We start from the raw sequence: 17,120 nt of genomic DNA, 5'->3' as shown, positions 1-17,120 counted from the left end.
TGGGGTCGCTGCGCTCATTTTTGCAAGAGTCTTATGTCTTGATTGTTTTTCGGCTCGTCCGTACGGCGAGAGGCGTTGGTTATGAAGTTTGTTGATGAAGTATCGATTCGTGTAAAGGCTGGCGACGGTGGCAATGGTGCCATGAGTTTCCGCCGTGAAAAATTCATTGAAAACGGTGGCCCGAACGGCGGTGATGGCGGTGACGGCGGTTCCATCTACATGATGGCCGACGAAAACCTCAACACCCTGGTCGACTACCGTTATACCCGCCACTTCGATGCCGAGCGTGGCTCCAACGGTGGCAGCACCGACTGCACCGGCAAGAAGGGTGAAGACCTGATCTTGCGTGTGCCGGTCGGCACCACGGTGATCGACTCTGCCACTCAGGAAGTCATCGGCGACCTGACCAAGGCTGGTCAGAAACTGATGGTGGTGCAGGGCGGCTGGCACGGACTGGGCAACACTCGTTTCAAATCCAGTACCAACCGTGCGCCGCGTCAGACCACGCCGGGCAAGCCGGGCGAGCAGCGCGATCTCAAGCTGGAAATGAAAGTGCTGGCCGACGTCGGTCTGCTGGGCTTGCCTAACGCCGGTAAAAGTACCTTTATCCGTTCGGTGTCGGCTGCCAAGCCGAAAGTCGCCGATTACCCGTTCACCACGCTGGTGCCGAACCTGGGTGTGGTCAGTGTCGATCGCTGGAAAAGCTTCGTCATTGCCGACATTCCAGGGCTGATCGAAGGCGCTTCCGACGGTGCCGGCCTGGGTATTCGCTTCCTCAAGCACCTGGCGCGTACGCGTTTGCTGCTGCACCTCGTCGACATGGCGCCGCTGGACGATTCCAGTGCTCCGGACGCGGCAGAAGTGATCGTCAACGAGCTGATCAAGTTCAGTCCGTCGCTGGCTGAGCGTGATCGCTGGCTGGTGCTGAACAAGTGCGACCAGATTCTTGAAGAAGAGCACGATGCCCGCGTCAAGGAAATCGTTGATCGTCTGGAGTGGACCGGCCCGGTTTACGTGATCTCGGCCATCGCCAAGATCGGTACCGAGCGTCTGTGCCACGACATCATGCGTTACATGGAGGACCGTGCCGACCGTCTGGCCGCAGACCCTGCGTACAAGGAAGAGTTGGCCGATCTCGATCAGCGCATCGAAGACGAGGCGCGTGCGCAGTTGCAAGCGCTGGATGACAAGCGTGCCCTGCGTCGCAGCGGCGTGAAGTCGGTCCATGACATCGGCGACGATGACTGGGACGAAGAAGATGTGGATGACGAAGACGGTCCGGAAATCATTTACGTGCGTGACTGATCTGTTGCGATAAACTTGAACGCCGCTCAATCGAGCGGCGTTTTAGTATCCGGAAATCGATCGTTGGTCACCAATAACCACGATTAACGTCACGGGCAGCGCTGGGTCGCGCTGTCCTCAAGCTAAGGTTGAAGATGATGCGGAGCAAGGTGACAGGTGCGCAGCGTTGGGTCGTGAAGATCGGCAGCGCGTTGCTGACGGCTGATGGCAAAGGGCTGGATCGTGCGGCAATGGGTGTCTGGGTCGAGCAGATGGTGGCCTTGCACGAGGCGGGCGTCGAGTTGGTGCTGGTGTCCTCCGGGGCGGTGGCAGCGGGCATGAGCCGCTTGGGCTGGACCGCGCGACCCAGTGCGATGCACGAGCTCCAGGCGGCCGCCGCAATCGGTCAGATGGGGCTGGTGCAGGCGTGGGAATCGAGCTTCGCCGAGCATGGCCGGCACACCGCGCAGATTCTCCTGACCCACGACGACCTGTCCGACCGCAAGCGCTACCTGAACGCCCGCAGCACCTTGCGCGCACTGGTCGAGCTGAAAGTCATCCCGGTGATCAACGAAAACGACACCGTGGTCACCGATGAAATCCGTTTCGGCGACAACGATACCCTGGCGGCGCTGGTGGCCAACCTGGTTGAGGCGGATCTGCTGGTGATCCTCACGGATCGCGACGGCATGTTCGATGCCGATCCGCGCAACAACCCTGATGCGAAGATGATCTTTGAGGCGCGCGCCGATGATCCGACGCTGGATGCAGTGGCGGGCGGTACCGGCGGTGCGCTGGGGCGTGGCGGCATGCAGACCAAGTTGCGCGCGGCGCGACTGGCGGCACGTTCCGGGGCGCACACGATTATTGTCGGTGGGCGTCTTGAGCGAGTGCTTGACCGTCTGAAGGCCGGCGAGCGCATCGGCACCTTGCTCTCGCCTGAGCGTGGCATGCTGGCGGCGCGCAAGCAGTGGCTGGCCGGGCATCTGCAAACCCGCGGTACGCTGGTGCTGGACGATGGTGCAGTGTCGGCGCTGTCCCAGGGTAACAAGAGCTTGTTGCCGGTCGGCGTCAAGCTGGTGCAGGGCAGTTTCCGTCGTGGCGAAATGGTGGTTTGCGTGGCGCCGGACGGTCGTGAGATCGCTCGTGGCCTGGCCAACTACAGTGCGCTGGAAGCACAAAAAATCATCGGCCAGTCGTCGGATGCGATTGTCGGTTTGCTCGGTTACATGGCGGAGCCGGAACTGGTTCACCGTGACAACCTGATTCTGGTCTAAGGAAAACTCGATGCGCGTAGCAAAAGGATTGTTGGCCTTGCTGATGGCAATGCCATTGCTGGCTTCGGCCGAGGAAATCGGCCAGGTGTCGACAGTGTTCAAATTTGTCGGGCCGAATGACCGGATAGTGGTCGAGGCGTTCGATGATCCGAAAGTTGAAGGTGTGACCTGCTACCTTTCGCGCGCCAAGACCGGCGGTGTGAAGGGTGGGCTGGGTCTGGCCGAAGATCGTGCTGAAGCGTCGATCGCGTGCCGGCAGGTCGGCCCGATCAAATTCAAGGGCGAGCTGAAGGATGGCGATGAAGTGTTCAAGGAGCGCACCTCGCTGGTGTTCAAGACCATGCAAGTGGTGCGTTTCCTCGACAAGAAGCGCAATACGCTGGTGTATCTGGTCTACAGCGATCGCCTGATCGAGGGTAGCCCGCAGAATGCGGTCACGGCCATTCCGATCCTGCCGTGGGTGCCGGTCCAGCAATAACCACCACCAATCCAACTGTAGGAGTGAGCCTGCTCGCGATAGCGGTGTGTCAGATAGAAATCTTCATCTGACACACCGCCATCGTCGGAACGCCGCCCGGAGCGGGCTCACTCCTACATTTTTTAGCGTCGCTTTCACCAAATCACAGGCAATAAAAAACCGACCCTGAGGTCGGTTTTTTAATGACTACGTCGATTAAGCAGCTTCTTTCAGCGCTTTGACGTGGCCATTCAGACGGCTCTTATGACGAGCAGCCTTGTTCTTGTGGATGATGCCTTTATCGGCCATGCGGTCGATAACTGGCACAGCCAGAACGTATGCAGCTTGAGCTTTTTCAGCGTCTTTTGCGTCGATGGCCTTAACTACATTCTTGATGTAGGTACGAACCATGGAACGCAGGCTGGCGTTGTGGCTGCGACGCTTCTCAGCCTGTTTTGCACGTTTTTTGGCGGAAGGTGAGTTGGCCACCGTCGAGCTCCTCGAAAGACTTTTTAGGAAATAGCAAACAAAATAGGCCGCGAATCATGCCGATGAAGACTTGTCTTGTCAAGGGCACTTGAATCGTTCCGCTAAGTGGTAGGTATAAAGAGGCGGGATATTTATTTCCGGCGCTTGACCTGTAAACTCGCGAGCTTTGGCTCTGTGCTGCTGCGGCGCGGAGTATCGCACAAGTAGGCGCATTGTTCGCCTGCTGTTTATCGACAGGCACAAACTCTCTCAATGAATCTGCTCAAATCGTTGGCCGCCGTCAGCTCTATCACGATGCTTTCCCGGATTCTGGGCTTTGTTCGTGACACGCTGATCGCACGGACATTCGGCGCCGGGATGGCCACGGACGCCTTCTTTATTGCCTTCAAACTGCCCAATCTGCTGCGGCGGATCTTTGCCGAAGGGGCTTTTTCCCAGGCCTTCGTGCCGATTCTCGCCGAGTACAAAAGCCAACAGGGCGAAGAGGCGACGCGCACTTTTATTGCCTATGTGTCGGGCTTGCTGACCCTGGTGCTGGCAGTGGTCACCGCGCTGGGCATGATCGCCGCGCCCTGGGTGATCTGGGCCACGGCGCCGGGTTTTACCGATACGCCAGAAAAATTCCAGCTGACTTCCGATCTGTTGCGGGTGACCTTTCCTTATATATTGCTGATTTCCCTGTCCTCGCTGGCCGGTGCGATTCTCAATACCTGGAACCGGTTTTCGGTGCCGGCCTTCGTGCCGACCCTGCTCAATGTCAGCATGATCGTGTTTTCGCTGTTCCTGACGCCGTACTTCGATCCGCCGGTCATGGCCCTCGGCTGGGCGGTATTGGTCGGCGGCCTGGCGCAATTGCTTTATCAACTGCCGCACCTGAAAAAGATCGGCATGCTGGTGTTGCCGCGGCTGAATCTGCGCGACAGCGGCGTGTGGCGGGTGATGAAGCAAATGTTGCCGGCGATTCTCGGTGTGTCGGTCAGCCAGATTTCGTTGATCATCAACACCATCTTCGCCTCGTTTCTGGTCGCCGGCTCAGTGTCGTGGATGTACTACGCCGACCGCTTGATGGAACTGCCGTCTGGCGTATTGGGCGTGGCACTCGGCACGATTCTGCTGCCGACGCTGGCCAAAACTTACGCCAGCAAGGATCGCCACGAGTATTCGCGGATCCTCGATTGGGGCCTGCGCCTGTGCTTCGTGCTGGTGCTGCCGTGCGCATTGGCATTGGGGATTCTGGCTGAGCCGCTGACCGTTTCGCTGTTTCAGTACGGCCAGTTCAGCGGCTTTGACGCCGAGATGACCCAGCGCGCGCTGATTGCTTATTCTGTCGGGCTGCTGGGGATTATCGTGATCAAGGTGCTGGCGCCGGGCTTTTATGCGCAACAGAACATCCGTACGCCGGTGAAAATCGCAATCTTCACCCTGGTCTGCACGCAACTGTTCAACCTGGCGTTGATCGGGCCGCTGGCTCACGCCGGTCTGGCGCTGGCGATCAGTGCTGGCGCCTGCCTGAATGCCGGTCTGCTGCTCTATCAGTTACGCAAGCAGAACATGTATCAGCCACAACCGGGTTGGGGCAAATTCGCTTTCAAGCTGGTTGTCGCCGTGACTGTGATGTCGGCGGTGTTGCTGGCCGGCATGCACTTCATGCCGGCCTGGGACGAGGGCCACATGCTCGAGCGATTCCTGCGTCTGGGGGCCTTGGTGGTGGCGGGTGTGGTGGCGTACTTCGGCATGTTGCTGCTGCTCGGTTTCCGCCTGCGCGACTTTAATCGCAAGGCTTTGAGCTGAGGTTTTAGCGATTAAGGCCAGACGCCGGCCGGCAGTTTTGTCGGCTCGATCACTTTGCGTTACGGTGTTGCCTGTCGCCGACCGTCGGGTGTGGTTATAATCGACCACTTTATGAGCAAGAAGCGCGTTATGCAGCTGGTTCGAGGCCTCCACAACTTGCGCCCCCAGCATCGGGGCTGCGTCGCCACTATTGGCAACTTTGACGGTGTTCACCGTGGTCACCAGGCAATCCTGGCCCGACTGCGTGAGCGTGCGCTCGAGTTGGGCGTACCCAGCTGCGTGGTGATTTTCGAGCCGCAGCCACGGGAATTCTTTGCTCCCGAGACCGCACCGGCACGGCTGGCGCGCTTGCGTGACAAACTGCAATTGCTGGCCGCCGAAGGCGTCGACCGGGTCTTGTGCCTGGCGTTCAACCAGCGCCTGAGCAAGCTCAGCGCCAGTGAGTTCGTCGATACCATTCTGGTCGACGGTCTTGGCGTACAGCATCTGGAGGTCGGTGACGATTTCCGTTTCGGTTGCGACCGCCTCGGTGATTTCGATTTCCTGCTGCAAGCCGGGCAAATGCACGGTTTTACCGTGGAAGCTGCGCAGACCGTCGAGCTGGACGGTTTGCGTGTCAGCAGCACGCAAGTGCGCAACGCCTTGGCCGCCGCCGATTTTGCCTTGGCCGAACGCTTGCTCGGCCGTCCGTACCGGATTGCCGGTCGCGTGCTGCACGGCCAGAAGCTGGCCCGGCAACTGGGTACGCCCACTGCCAATGTTCAACTCAAGCGCCGTCGCGTACCGTTCACCGGCGTGTATCTGGTGAATGTCGACATCGACGGCAAAACCTGGCCCGGCGTCGCCAACATCGGCGTGCGGCCCACGGTACAAGGTGACGGCAAGGCCCACCTTGAGGTCCATCTTTTAGATTTTGCCGGCGATCTGTATGACCGGCGTTTGACGGTGGTTTTCCACCAAAAGCTGCGTGAAGAGCAGCGATTCGCCTCCCTGGAGGCGCTGAAAACGGCGATCAACGCGGATGTCGCCGCCGCCCGTGCACTAGCCGCACCTAGCGCCCATCGCTAATGAAGAGCCTTAAATGACCGACTATAAAGCCACGCTAAACCTTCCGGACACCGCCTTCCCAATGAAGGCCGGCCTGCCACAGCGCGAACCGCAGATCCTGCAGCGCTGGGACAGTATTGGCCTGTACGGAAAGTTGCGCGAGATTGGCAAGGATCGTCCGAAGTTCGTCCTGCACGACGGCCCTCCGTACGCCAACGGCACGATCCACATCGGTCACGCACTGAACAAGATTCTCAAGGACATGATCATCCGCTCGAAAACCCTGTCGGGTTTCGACGCGCCGTATGTGCCGGGCTGGGACTGCCACGGTCTGCCGATCGAGCACAAGGTTGAAGTGACCCACGGCAAGAATCTGGGCGCGGATAAAACCCGCGAGCTATGCCGTGCCTACGCCACCGAGCAGATCGAAGGGCAGAAGTCCGAATTCATCCGCCTCGGCGTGCTGGGCGACTTCGCCAACCCGTACAAGACCATGGATTTCAAGAACGAGGCCGGTGAAATTCGCGCCCTCGCCGAAATCGTCAAGGGTGGTTTCGTGTTCAAGGGCCTCAAGCCGGTGAACTGGTGCTTCGATTGCGGTTCGGCCCTGGCTGAAGCGGAAGTCGAATACGAGAACAAAAAGTCCTCGACCATCGACGTGGCGTTCCCGATTGCTGACGAGGCCAAACTGGCTGCCGCCTTCGGTCTGGCGTCGCTGAGCAAACCTGCTGCGATCGTGATCTGGACCACCACCCCGTGGACCATCCCGGCCAACCAGGCGCTGAACGTGCACCCGGAATTCAACTACGCCCTGGTCGATATCGGCGACAAGCTGCTGGTGCTGGCTGAAGAGCTGGTCGAAGCCTGCCTGGCGCGCTACGGCGTGCAAGGTTCGGTCATCGCCACCACCACCGGTAAAGAACTGGAGCTGATCAACTTCCGTCACCCGTTCTACGATCGTTTGTCGCCGGTATACCTGGCTGACTACGTCGAACTGGGCGCTGGCACCGGCGTGGTTCACTCCGCCCCGGCCTATGGCGTGGACGACTTTGTGACCTGCAAGAAATACGGCATGGTCAACGACGACATCCTCAACCCGGTGCAGAGCAACGGCGTGTACGTGCCGTCGCTGGAATTCTTTGGCGGCCAGTTCATCTGGAAGGCCAACCCGGCGATCGTTGAAAAACTGACCGAAGTCGGCGCGCTGATGCACACCACCGTCATCGAACACAGCTACATGCACTGCTGGCGCCACAAAACCCCGCTGATCTACCGCGCCACCGCGCAGTGGTTCATCGGCATGGACAAAGAGCCAACCAGCGGCGATACCCTGCGCGTGCGTTCGCTCAAAGCCATCGAAGACACCAAGTTCGTTCCCGCCTGGGGCCAGGCGCGCCTGCACTCGATGATCGCCAACCGCCCGGACTGGTGCATCTCGCGTCAGCGCAACTGGGGCGTGCCGATCCCGTTCTTCCTCAACAAGGAAAGCGGTGAGCTGCACCCCCGCACTGTCGAGCTGATGGAAGAAGTCGCCAAGCGCGTTGAAGTCGAAGGCATCGAAGCCTGGTTCAAGCTCGACGCCGCCGAACTGCTGGGCGATGAAGCGCCGCAGTACGACAAGATCAGCGACACCCTCGACGTCTGGTTCGACTCGGGCACCACGCACTGGCACGTCCTGCGTGGTTCGCACCCGATGGGTCACGAGAGCGGCCCGCGCGCCGACCTGTACCTGGAAGGCTCCGACCAGCACCGTGGCTGGTTCCACTCGTCCTTGCTGACCGGTTGCGCTATCGACAACCACGCACCGTACCGCGAACTGCTGACCCACGGCTTCACCGTCGACGAGTCCGGTCGCAAGATGTCCAAGTCGTTGGGCAACGTGATCGCTCCGCAGAAAGTCAACGACACCCTGGGCGCCGACATCATGCGTCTGTGGGTTGCATCGACTGACTACTCCGGCGAAATGGCGGTGTCCGAGCAGATTCTGCAGCGCAGCGCGGATGCCTATCGGCGCATCCGTAACACCGCGCGTTTCCTGCTTTCCAACCTGACCGGTTTCAACCCGGCCACCGACCTGCTGCCGGCCGAAGACATGCTGGCGCTGGATCGCTGGGCAGTGGATCGCACGCTGCTGCTGCAACGCGAACTGCAAGAGCACTACGGCGAATACCGTTTCTGGAACGTCTACTCGAAGATCCATAACTTCTGCGTGCAGGAGCTGGGTGGTTTCTACCTCGACATCATCAAGGACCGCCAGTACACCACCGGTGCCGACAGCAAGGCGCGTCGCTCGTGCCAGACCGCGCTGTTCCACATCTCTGAAGCGCTGGTGCGCTGGATCGCGCCGATCCTCGCCTTCACCGCCGACGAACTGTGGCAATACCTGCCGGGCGAGCGTAACGAGTCCGTCATGCTCAACACCTGGTACGAAGGCCTGACCGAGCTGCCGGAAGGTTTCGAGCTGGGTCGCGCCTACTGGGATCGCATCATGGAAGTGAAAGTCGCGGTCAACAAAGAGATGGAAATCCAGCGCGCGGCGAAAGCCGTCGGTGGCAACCTGCAGGCCGAAGTGACGCTGTTTGCCGAAGAGGCGCTGAGCGCCGATCTGGCCAAGCTGAGCAACGAACTGCGCTTTGTATTGATCACTTCGACTGCAAGCGTTGCGCCATTTGTACAGGCTCCGGCCGATGCGGTGGCAACCGAAGTCAGCGGTCTGAAACTGAAGATCGTCAAGTCGGCCTTCCCGAAGTGCGCCCGTTGCTGGCACTGCCGCGAAGATGTCGGCGTGAACCCGGAGCATCCGGAAATCTGCGGTCGCTGCGTCGACAACATCAGCGGCGCTGGCGAGGTTCGTCACTATGCCTGATGCCGTTGGCCGTTTCGGACGGCTGAGCTGGCTGTGGTTGAGCTTGCTGGTACTGGTCATCGACCAGGCCAGCAAGTTCTACTTCGAAGACAAGCTCGAAATGTTCCAGCAGATCGTGATCATTCCCGATTACTTCAGCTGGACCCTGGCCTACAACACCGGCGCTGCGTTCAGCTTCCTGGCTGACAGCTCCGGCTGGCAGCGCTGGCTGTTCGCGCTGATTGCGATTGTGGTCAGTGCGGTGCTGGTGGTCTGGCTCAAGCGCCTGGGGCGCAACGAAACCTGGCTGGCCGTCGCCTTGGCGTTGGTGCTGGGTGGCGCGCTGGGCAATCTTTACGACCGCATTGCCTTGGGCCATGTAGTCGACTTCATCCTGGTGCACTGGCAGAACCGCTGGTATTTCCCGGCGTTCAACTTCGCCGACAGCGCGATCACCGTTGGAGCGATCATGCTGGCACTGGACATGTTCAAACCGAAGAAAACCGAAGAGGCTGCTCATGACTGAACAGGTATCGGCTGAGCAACGCATCGGCCAGAACACGGAAGTCACTTTGCACTTTGCCTTGCGCCTGGAAAACGGCGACACCGTCGACAGCACGTTCGACAAGGCACCGGCTACCTTCAAGGTGGGCGATGGCAACCTGCTGCCGGGTTTCGAAGCGGCGCTGTTCGGTTTCAAGGCGGGCGACAAGCGTACGCTGACCGTCGAACCGGAAAACGCCTTCGGCCAGCCGAACCCGCAGAATGTACAGGTCATCCCGCGCTCGCAGTTTGTCGACATGGAGTTGTCGCCGGGTTTGCTGGTGATCTTCAATGATGCGGCCAATACTGAATTGCCGGGTGTGGTGAAAGAATTCGACGACGCGCAAGTGACCATCGACTTCAACCACCCGTTGGCCGGCAAGACGCTGACCTTTGACGTCGAGATCATCAGCGTCAAAGCGATCTGAGTAATAATGCAAAACCAATGTGGGAGCGAGCCTGCTCGCGAATGCTGAATGACATTCAACGTTGATGTTGTCTGACACACCGCTTTCGCGAGCAGGCTCGCTCCCACACTGTTTTCCACAGAATTCGTTATTTCTTGCGCGCAAGACACGAGGCACAGCATGCAAATCAAACTCGCCAACCCCCGTGGCTTCTGCGCCGGTGTGGACCGGGCGATCGAAATCGTCAATCGCGCTCTGGAAGTCTTCGGGCCGCCGATCTATGTGCGCCATGAAGTGGTGCACAACAAGTTCGTCGTTGAAGACCTGCGCAGCCGTGGCGCGATCTTCGTCGAAGAGCTCGATCAGGTACCCGATGACGTTATCGTCATTTTCAGCGCCCACGGTGTTTCGCAAGCCGTGCGTAACGAAGCCGCCGGTCGTGGCCTGAAAGTGTTCGACGCCACCTGCCCGCTGGTAACCAAGGTGCACATCGAAGTGGCCAAATACAGCCGCGACGGTCGTGAGTGCATCCTGATCGGCCACGCCGGTCACCCGGAAGTCGAAGGCACCATGGGCCAGTACGACGCCAGCAATGGTGGCGCGATCTACCTCGTCGAAGACGAGCAAGACGTGGCCGAGTTGCAGGTGCGTAACCCGGAGAAACTCGCCTTCGTTACGCAGACGACTCTGTCGATGGACGACACCAGTCGGGTTATCGATGCGCTGCGCACGCGCTTTCCGGCCATCGGCGGTCCACGCAAGGACGACATCTGCTACGCCACGCAAAACCGTCAGGACGCGGTCAAGCAACTCGCCGACGAATGCGACGTGGTATTAGTGGTCGGCAGCCCTAACAGCTCCAATTCCAATCGTCTGCGTGAGCTGGCTGAGCGCATGGCGACCCCGGCCTACCTGATCGACGGCGCCGAAGACCTGCAAAAGAGCTGGTTCGATGGCGTCGAGCGCATCGGCATTACCGCCGGCGCCTCGGCTCCTGAAGTTCTGGTGCGCGGCGTAATCCAGCAATTGCAGGCCTGGGGCGCAACCGGAGCCGATGAGCTGGCCGGTCGAGAAGAGAACATCACATTCTCGATGCCGAAAGAGCTGCGCGTTCGTTCGATCTGATGTTTCTGTTTCTGTCGCAAAGCGCCTGTTCGGTCTCCTGACTGCCCAGGCGCACGCGACCGGTCGCCGCCAGCACAATCTGGCGCTGGCTGACCGGTTCGCGCGGTGAGCAGATGTGCAATGTCCCCGCCTGAAACCGCCGTCCCGGCATCAGCGGTTGCCCCAGATGACTGAACCGCACATAGCGGCTCACCCACCAGTTGCCGACAATCGGCACCTTCGCCTCACTGGCGCGCTCCACCAACAGCGGATTGCTGCTGTCTTCCGGCCCCTTGCCGCTGATGTCCAGAATGATTCGCCAACCCTGACCCCAGTCGCCGTCGATACCATGGATCACCACGCTCTGATTGTGCGTGATCGCCAGAGTGCGTGCATGGCGGATACCTTCGATCAGCGACTGCGCCGCGTGGTCGCGCTGAGTCGCTTGCTTGAGCGCGGCGAACGCCGGGCTGACCAGCAGCAGAACAATTGCGCCAATCGCCAGTCCCATAAGCAGTTCAATCAGGCTGAAACCGTGTTGCGGCATGAAAAATCCCTCCGTGGAATGGTGTGAACGGCGCATTCCGTGCGCCGCGCAGGGCGAATCAGTCGGCGCGTGCCGAGCGAATGTTCTAGCGTGTAGAAGCAGGTATAGCCGACGGCAACGGAGGGCACCGATGGATCTTCGTACAAAAGGTTTCACGCTGGTCGAGTTGCTGATCGCCATCGCGGTGTTGTTGCTTCTCGTCACCTTGGCGGTGCCGGCCTTTACCCGAACGATTCAGAGCAGCAAGGCCGATACCGAAATGGGCGACCTGCAGCGTGCGATCAATTTTGCTCGCCTCGAAGCCATCAACCGCGGGGTGACGACTCGCCTGCGCCCGACTGCGGGCGGCAGCGTCTGGACCGGTGAGCTGGCGGTTTACGACAGTACTGGCAATCCGGCCAATGTGTTGCGGGTTGTTCCAGCGATGAGCAGCGGCGCGACTCTGACGCTAACCTCAGGAGTGACCGCGCTCGATTTCAATAATCTGGGTGGTCTGGCGGCACCGTCGACGGCGGTGGTCATCGCTTACACGCTGGGCACGCAAAGCAGGACGCTGAACGTGTGTTTGAACGGACGCATTCAATTGGGTGGAAATTGCGGATGAGGGCAGGGAGCAAAAAAGCACAGGAGGGCATGACGCTGATCGAAGTGCTGGTCGCGTTGCTGATTCTGACCGTCGGGCTGTTGGGCGCGGCGGCGGTCCAACTCAATGCACTGAAGTACACCGACAGCTCGCGCATGACCAGTCAGGCCAGTTTCATCGCCTACGACATGATGGACCGCATCCGCGCCAACTCCGGCGCCAACTACACCGTCACGCCGCCCACCTCGGGCAACCTCAGCGTAACGCGGGACCAGGATCTCTACGACTTCACCACCAATATCGCCAACTTCGGCGGTCCGACCGCGACGGGCAGCATCACCCTCAACCAGCGGGTCTACACCATCACGATTACCTGGAGCGATGCCCGTGCGGCCAACACCGCAAGTGCGCAACGCAGTTTCGTGCTGACCAGCCGGGCGACGGTCGATCCGGTGGCGACACCGTGAAGCGTTCCAACCGTGGTTTCGGCCTGATCGAGTTGCTGGTCGCATTGGCCTTGGGGCTGATCGTCGTGCTCGGAGTGGTGCAGATTTTCATCGCGGCGAAGAACACTTACGTCAGTCAGAACAGCGCCGCAGCGATGCAGGAGGACGCGCGCTTCGTTCTCAGCAAAATGATTCAGGAAATTCGCATGGTCGGCATGTTCGGCTGCCTTGGCACCATCACCGATGCCAGTTCGGCAGGGGATTTCAATGCGGCGCAGCTCACTCCGATCAACTGGGATAATGCCAACCTCAAACTGACCCTGGTGACGGCCGATGTCGGCAACGGCGGGGGGACGCCGACCTGGACGGTGATTTCCGACTGTCGCAACAGTGCGGTTGCCTACAGCGGATTGCGTAGCCCGACCACGGGGCAGATTGCTTTCCCGATCCGGCGTCTGCTCTACAGCTTTAGCAATAACCAGATTCTCATGGGCACCGGCAGCGGCAACCCGGCTCAACAAGTGCTGGTGAACAACGTCAGTGCGTTCGACGTGACGTTCGGTCTGGCCAGTTCCGCGACGGATGTGGCGGCCTCGACCTACAGCAGCAATCCTGGCGATCCGGCGCGCATCCGCAGCGTCCGCCTGAGCCTGACCCTCACCGACCCGAACAATCGGGTGCGCAATCAAACCTTCAACGTGGTTGCCGCTTTGCGCAACCGCTTGCCGTGAGGGCGCGGCGATGAGGATTTCCTTGCACCAGCGGCAAACCCAGCACGGCATGGTCTTGTTGATCAGTCTGGTGTTTTTGCTGTTGCTGACCTTGATCGGACTGTCATCGATGCAAAGCGCCAACCTGCAGGAAAAAATGGCCGGCAGCGTGAGCCTGCGCAATCAATCGTTCCAGTCCGCCGAAGCGGCGTTGCGTGTCGGTGAGAGCGCAGTGCAACTGGACAGCTACGCATTGCCAGTGTGCAGTGGCACTCAGTGTTTGCCGCCGGCCGAGTCATCGGTGGTCAGCGCGGCGGGGTTCAATTCGACGTCCGGCGTAACCTGGATCGCCGCCGGTAATGGCTTTTACGGGGTGCAGAACATCGGCACGACCGTCACCGCGGTGAACGTGCCCAGTAATACCTCGGCCACCCTGTATCGAGTGACCGCGGTCGGGATTGTCGGCACTTCGCGCAGTGTGGTGGAGAGTGTCTATGCGAAGTATTGAGCGCTACAGAGCGCTGCTGTTCGGCATGCTGGCGAGCCTTTATCTGGCGGCGCCGGCCTGGGCGTTCACGCCGTCCGAATCGCCGCTGTTGAGCGCCGCGGCGGTGGCGCCGAACGTGATGCTGCTGATCGATGATTCCGGCAGCATGAACAGCATTATCTACGACACGGACTTCAATCCTGCCATCAATCGCACGCCGGCCCGGGAGTGCAATGCCTTCCTCGGGCTGTGCTCTGCGCTGAATGCGCCGCAGATTACCGGCGACACCGTATTCTTATCGAGCCTGCCGACCTCCGGCTGCCCGGGGGGCGCCTATGCGTTCTACAACAACAGCCCGGTGCCGTTGTGCCTGAAACTGCCAGACCCGGTAGGCAACGAGAACACCCGTTATTCCGCCGATTACATTGCCTGGATTGTCAGCCAGGCCACCGGCACCGGAACCCGTGACTTCACCACCGGTGCAATTCCCAACGATTACCGCATGAACGTCGCGCGCAACGTTTCCACCGCATTGGTCAGCAGCAACCGTACCTTGCGCATCGGCTTGTCGACGTTCAATCCGGCCAACAGCACTAACCCTGGCAATGGCGGCTTCATTGCCCGCTCGATCAGCGATTTGTCGCCCGTCTCCGGAAGCGTCACCCAGGCCCAGGCTGACAACAACTACAACGCGCTGATTTCATCGATCAACGGCTTGAATGCCGTGGCCAATACACCGCTGGCCGAGACCTATTACGAAGTCAGCCGCTACATGCGCGGCATGGCGCCTTATTACAACGGTACACCGAGCACGTACACCAGCCCGATTCAGTACCGCTGCCAGAAAAACTACGGCGTGGTGGTTACTGACGGCTTGCCGACCTACGATCGCACCTTCCCGGGCAATGACCCGCTGGGTGGCAATCGCTTGCCGAACTGGGACGGCCTCAGTAATGACGGCGATAACCTCAGCGGCGATGGCGAAAACGACACACTGTATCTGGACGACATTGCCAAATTCGCTTTCGACATTGATATGCGTTCGACCGGTACCGATGCGGCCGGCAAAAGCTGGAACGCGGTGGACTTCCCCAGGCAGAACATGAACACCTACACCGTAGGCTTTGCCGCTGACAACGATATGCTGTCGGATGCCGCGAGTTACGGGCAGGGCAGGTACTACCAGGCCACCGACAGCACCGGACTGAATGCTGCGCTGTCGTCGGCACTCAGGGATATTACGTCCAGGGCCGGTTCCGGCGGCAGCGGCGTAACCAGCGGCACAACGCTGGCCAGCGGCACCAGTTATTTCCAGACCAGTTACGACCCCAGGGATTGGCGCGGGACGATCAAGTCGTTCGGCTTCACTGCGGCAGGCGCGGTCAATACTTCGGCGACGCTCTGGAGTACCGATACGACCATTGTCCCGAGCGCCACCGCGCCAATCTTTCAGGCCTGGAACACCGCGAGCAATGCGGCGGTCACGCTGGCCTTTGGCAATTTTTCCCCCTCCCAGCAGACCGCGCTCAGCCAGGGCCTGCCCACGGGCGTCAGTGGCATCGACCTGGTGGAGTGGAGCAAAGGCACCAACAAGACCGGGCTCAAGGTGCGCAGTGTGCTGTTGGGCGACATCATCAACTCGCCGCTGGTGCTGGCCTCACCCACCGACCAAACCGCCTCTGACTTGACGGGCGATACCTCCTACAGCGCCTACCTGACGACCAAGGCCGCGAACATGAGCGCCAGCCTGGTGGTGAACGCCAACGACGGCTTCGTCAATGTCATCAACGCGGCCAACGGTACCCGTCGTTACGCCTACATGCCGTCCAGTGTGTTGCCGTCGCTGCGATTCATTGCCGATCCGAACTACGTCAACGGCGTCAGTCACAAGTTTCTCGTCGACGGTCAGCTCGGCGTGTACGACGCGCAAATCAGTGGCGCCTGGAAAACCCTGGCCATCGGCGGCACGGGCGCCGGCGGCAAAACCTTTTATGCATTGCAACTGTATGACGCGTCGGCGGGCAACGTTGTGCGCGCGTTGTGGGAGGTCAGTGCACCGACGACCGCCAGCACCAGCAACGCATTCAATGATCTGGGTTATGCCTACGCGCGACCGGAAGTGGCACGCTTGGCCGATGGACGCTGGGCGGCGTTCATAGCCAACGGTTACGGCAGCAATTCGGGCGTCGCCGCGCTGTATGTGCTGGATGTGCGCGACGGTTCGCTGATCCGCAAGATTGTCGTCGACAGCACTGAAACCACCAATGGCCTGTCCTCGGTCAAGCTGCGGGTCAATTCGCAGAACGTAGTCCAGGCGGCTTATGGCGGCGACCTCAAAGGGCGCCTGTGGAAATTCGATCTCAGTGCCACGGCGGCGGACAGCTGGGGCGTGGCGTTTGCCGGCAAACCGCTGTTCACCACGGCCGGCGGGGCCACGCAGCCGATCACCGCGCAACCCTTGCTGGCGGACAACGCGCAGGGTGGCAAACAGATTTTCATCGGCACCGGCAAGTTCAATGAAACGGCCGACAAGACCAACAAAGATTTACAGGCGTTCTATTCGGTGTGGGATGCCGAAGGCGGCTCCGGCCAGATGACCGTGAGCAGTCTGCAGGCTCAGGCCATTACCGGCGTGTTCTCGGGCAGCTCCGGACAGTTCGTGACGACCACGCAGAACGACACGACTTATCCGGGAGAGAAGGGTTGGTATCTGCCCTTGGTGTATAACAGCGCGCTGATTGGCGAGCGAGTGATCAATCAGGCCAGTCTGGTGCTGGGGCGGATCATTTTCACCACGGCGAGCGTCGACACCACGGACCCCTGTGCCAGCTTTGGCACCGGCAAACTGGTCGAACTCGAGGCGTTCAGCGGTAAGATGCTCAACTATGCGGTGCTCGATACCAACGCCGATGGCGTGGTCGATGGCAACGACACGATTTCCAGCGGCGTGGTGTTCACCGGCGGCATTCCTACCCTTAATGCCATCGTCAACAGTGCAACACGCAAGATTGTGAACGACTCCAGCGGCGGCATTACCACGCTGGTGGAAAAATCCGGCGGCGGCAGCCGTCGTATCATGTGGCGACAAATACAGTAAGCGAGA

Annotated in this window: 16 protein-coding genes; 14 read left to right on the top strand and 2 right to left on the bottom strand. The window is 60.1% G+C overall.

The genetic code is table 11. From position 1 onward, the window contains the following. Positions 1-81 precede the first annotated feature (81 nt). The 3 genes from cgtA to HU765_RS19605 all read left to right on the top strand — a co-directional run bounded on the left by cgtA (position 82) and on the right by HU765_RS19605 (position 3,039). Positions 82-1,305: an Obg family GTPase CgtA gene (gene cgtA, locus HU765_RS19615; protein ID WP_016773122.1), complete on the top strand. Its 1,224-nt coding sequence runs from the start codon at positions 82-84 to the stop codon at positions 1,303-1,305. Positions 1,306-1,442: 137 nt separating this feature from the next. Next, entirely contained in the window at positions 1,443-2,561 is a 1,119-nt protein-coding gene (proB, locus tag HU765_RS19610) for a glutamate 5-kinase (RefSeq protein ID WP_186546870.1), read from the top strand. Positions 2,562-2,571: 10 nt separating this feature from the next. Next, positions 2,572-3,039, top strand: a complete 468-nt coding sequence (locus HU765_RS19605) for a CreA family protein (protein WP_186546871.1) — start codon at positions 2,572-2,574, stop codon at positions 3,037-3,039. Positions 3,040-3,234: 195 nt separating this feature from the next. Here HU765_RS19605 and rpsT read toward each other — a convergent pair whose 3' ends face one another. Then, on the bottom strand, positions 3,235-3,507 hold the full coding sequence (rpsT, locus tag HU765_RS19600; RefSeq protein WP_003228351.1) for a 30S ribosomal protein S20: 273 nt from the start codon (positions 3,505-3,507) through the stop codon (positions 3,235-3,237). A 252-nt stretch (positions 3,508-3,759) separates the two neighbouring features. Between rpsT and murJ the strand changes: the two genes are divergently transcribed. The 6 genes from murJ to ispH all read left to right on the top strand — a co-directional run bounded on the left by murJ (position 3,760) and on the right by ispH (position 11,265). After that, a complete protein-coding gene (murJ, locus tag HU765_RS19595; RefSeq protein WP_186622418.1) occupies positions 3,760-5,298 on the top strand; it encodes a murein biosynthesis integral membrane protein MurJ in 1,539 nt (512 codons plus the stop codon). Positions 5,299-5,427: 129 nt separating this feature from the next. Then, entirely contained in the window at positions 5,428-6,366 is a 939-nt protein-coding gene (gene ribF, locus HU765_RS19590) for a bifunctional riboflavin kinase/FAD synthetase (protein ID WP_186622416.1), read from the top strand. A 13-nt stretch (positions 6,367-6,379) separates the two neighbouring features. Beyond that, positions 6,380-9,211 carry an isoleucine--tRNA ligase gene (ileS, locus tag HU765_RS19585; protein ID WP_133339081.1) on the top strand — a complete coding sequence of 944 codons (2,832 nt, stop codon included), beginning with the start codon at positions 6,380-6,382 and terminating at the stop codon, positions 9,209-9,211. After that, entirely contained in the window at positions 9,204-9,716 is a 513-nt protein-coding gene (gene lspA, locus HU765_RS19580; RefSeq protein WP_186546874.1) for a signal peptidase II, read from the top strand. The genes ileS and lspA overlap by 8 nt, the downstream gene beginning before the upstream one ends. Further along, the gene (fkpB, locus tag HU765_RS19575) at positions 9,709-10,161 is read left to right on the top strand and encodes an FKBP-type peptidyl-prolyl cis-trans isomerase (RefSeq protein ID WP_186622414.1); all 453 of its coding nucleotides are present in this window, start codon (positions 9,709-9,711) and stop codon (positions 10,159-10,161) included. Before lspA ends, fkpB begins: the two co-directional genes overlap by 8 nt. A 159-nt stretch (positions 10,162-10,320) precedes the next feature. Continuing rightward, entirely contained in the window at positions 10,321-11,265 is a 945-nt protein-coding gene (gene ispH, locus HU765_RS19570) for a 4-hydroxy-3-methylbut-2-enyl diphosphate reductase (protein ID WP_186546876.1), read from the top strand. Here the strand turns inward: ispH and HU765_RS19565 are convergent. Next, a complete protein-coding gene (locus HU765_RS19565) occupies positions 11,222-11,791 on the bottom strand; it encodes a GspH/FimT family pseudopilin (protein WP_186622412.1) in 570 nt (189 codons plus the stop codon). The two genes, ispH and HU765_RS19565, sit on opposite strands and share 44 nt — an antisense overlap. Before the next feature lie 130 nt (positions 11,792-11,921). Here HU765_RS19565 and HU765_RS19560 point away from each other — a divergent pair, with 130 nt between their 5' ends. From HU765_RS19560 to HU765_RS19540, 5 genes are read left to right on the top strand one after another with little or no spacing between them, the layout of a single operon-like run. Next, positions 11,922-12,395 carry a GspH/FimT family protein gene (locus tag HU765_RS19560; protein WP_186622410.1) on the top strand — a complete coding sequence of 158 codons (474 nt, stop codon included), beginning with the start codon at positions 11,922-11,924 and terminating at the stop codon, positions 12,393-12,395. Continuing rightward, positions 12,392-12,841: a type IV pilus modification protein PilV gene (gene pilV, locus HU765_RS19555; RefSeq protein ID WP_186546879.1), complete on the top strand. Its 450-nt coding sequence runs from the start codon at positions 12,392-12,394 to the stop codon at positions 12,839-12,841. The genes HU765_RS19560 and pilV overlap by 4 nt, the downstream gene beginning before the upstream one ends. Next, positions 12,838-13,551, top strand: coding sequence for a prepilin-type N-terminal cleavage/methylation domain-containing protein (locus HU765_RS19550; protein WP_186622408.1), 714 nt, complete (start codon positions 12,838-12,840; stop codon positions 13,549-13,551). The genes pilV and HU765_RS19550 overlap by 4 nt, the downstream gene beginning before the upstream one ends. A 10-nt stretch (positions 13,552-13,561) precedes the next feature. After that, entirely contained in the window at positions 13,562-14,038 is a 477-nt protein-coding gene (locus HU765_RS19545; protein WP_186622407.1) for a PilX N-terminal domain-containing pilus assembly protein, read from the top strand. Further along, on the top strand, positions 14,025-17,114 hold the full coding sequence (locus HU765_RS19540) for a PilC/PilY family type IV pilus protein (protein WP_186622406.1): 3,090 nt from the start codon (positions 14,025-14,027) through the stop codon (positions 17,112-17,114). The genes HU765_RS19545 and HU765_RS19540 overlap by 14 nt, the downstream gene beginning before the upstream one ends. Positions 17,115-17,120: the final 6 nt, after the last annotated feature.

The sequence above is a fragment of the Pseudomonas sp. SWRI81 genome, assembly GCF_014268545.1.
Lineage (GTDB): Bacteria > Pseudomonadota > Gammaproteobacteria > Pseudomonadales > Pseudomonadaceae > Aquipseudomonas > Aquipseudomonas hamedanensis.
The sequence above is the reverse complement of the archived record's forward strand: the minus strand, read 5'-3'. Positions and strand labels throughout refer to the sequence as shown.

Excerpts from the sequence above, each read along its gene's own strand:
- cgtA (WP_016773122.1), top strand. The coding sequence starts at position 82 with ATGAAGTTTGTTGATGAAGTATCGATTCGTGTAAAGGCTGGCGACGGT.
- proB (WP_186546870.1), top strand. The coding sequence starts at position 1,443 with ATGCGGAGCAAGGTGACAGGTGCGCAGCGTTGGGTCGTGAAGATCGGC.
- HU765_RS19605 (WP_186546871.1), top strand. The coding sequence starts at position 2,572 with ATGCGCGTAGCAAAAGGATTGTTGGCCTTGCTGATGGCAATGCCATTG.
- murJ (WP_186622418.1), top strand. The coding sequence starts at position 3,760 with ATGAATCTGCTCAAATCGTTGGCCGCCGTCAGCTCTATCACGATGCTT.
- ribF (WP_186622416.1), top strand. The coding sequence starts at position 5,428 with ATGCAGCTGGTTCGAGGCCTCCACAACTTGCGCCCCCAGCATCGGGGC.
- ileS (WP_133339081.1), top strand. The coding sequence starts at position 6,380 with ATGACCGACTATAAAGCCACGCTAAACCTTCCGGACACCGCCTTCCCA.
- lspA (WP_186546874.1), top strand. The coding sequence starts at position 9,204 with ATGCCTGATGCCGTTGGCCGTTTCGGACGGCTGAGCTGGCTGTGGTTG.
- fkpB (WP_186622414.1), top strand. The coding sequence starts at position 9,709 with ATGACTGAACAGGTATCGGCTGAGCAACGCATCGGCCAGAACACGGAA.
- ispH (WP_186546876.1), top strand. The coding sequence starts at position 10,321 with ATGCAAATCAAACTCGCCAACCCCCGTGGCTTCTGCGCCGGTGTGGAC.
- HU765_RS19565 (WP_186622412.1), bottom strand. The coding sequence starts at position 11,791 with ATGCCGCAACACGGTTTCAGCCTGATTGAACTGCTTATGGGACTGGCG.
- HU765_RS19560 (WP_186622410.1), top strand. The coding sequence starts at position 11,922 with ATGGATCTTCGTACAAAAGGTTTCACGCTGGTCGAGTTGCTGATCGCC.
- pilV (WP_186546879.1), top strand. The coding sequence starts at position 12,392 with ATGAGGGCAGGGAGCAAAAAAGCACAGGAGGGCATGACGCTGATCGAA.
- HU765_RS19545 (WP_186622407.1), top strand. The coding sequence starts at position 13,562 with ATGAGGATTTCCTTGCACCAGCGGCAAACCCAGCACGGCATGGTCTTG.
- HU765_RS19540 (WP_186622406.1), top strand. The coding sequence starts at position 14,025 with ATGCGAAGTATTGAGCGCTACAGAGCGCTGCTGTTCGGCATGCTGGCG.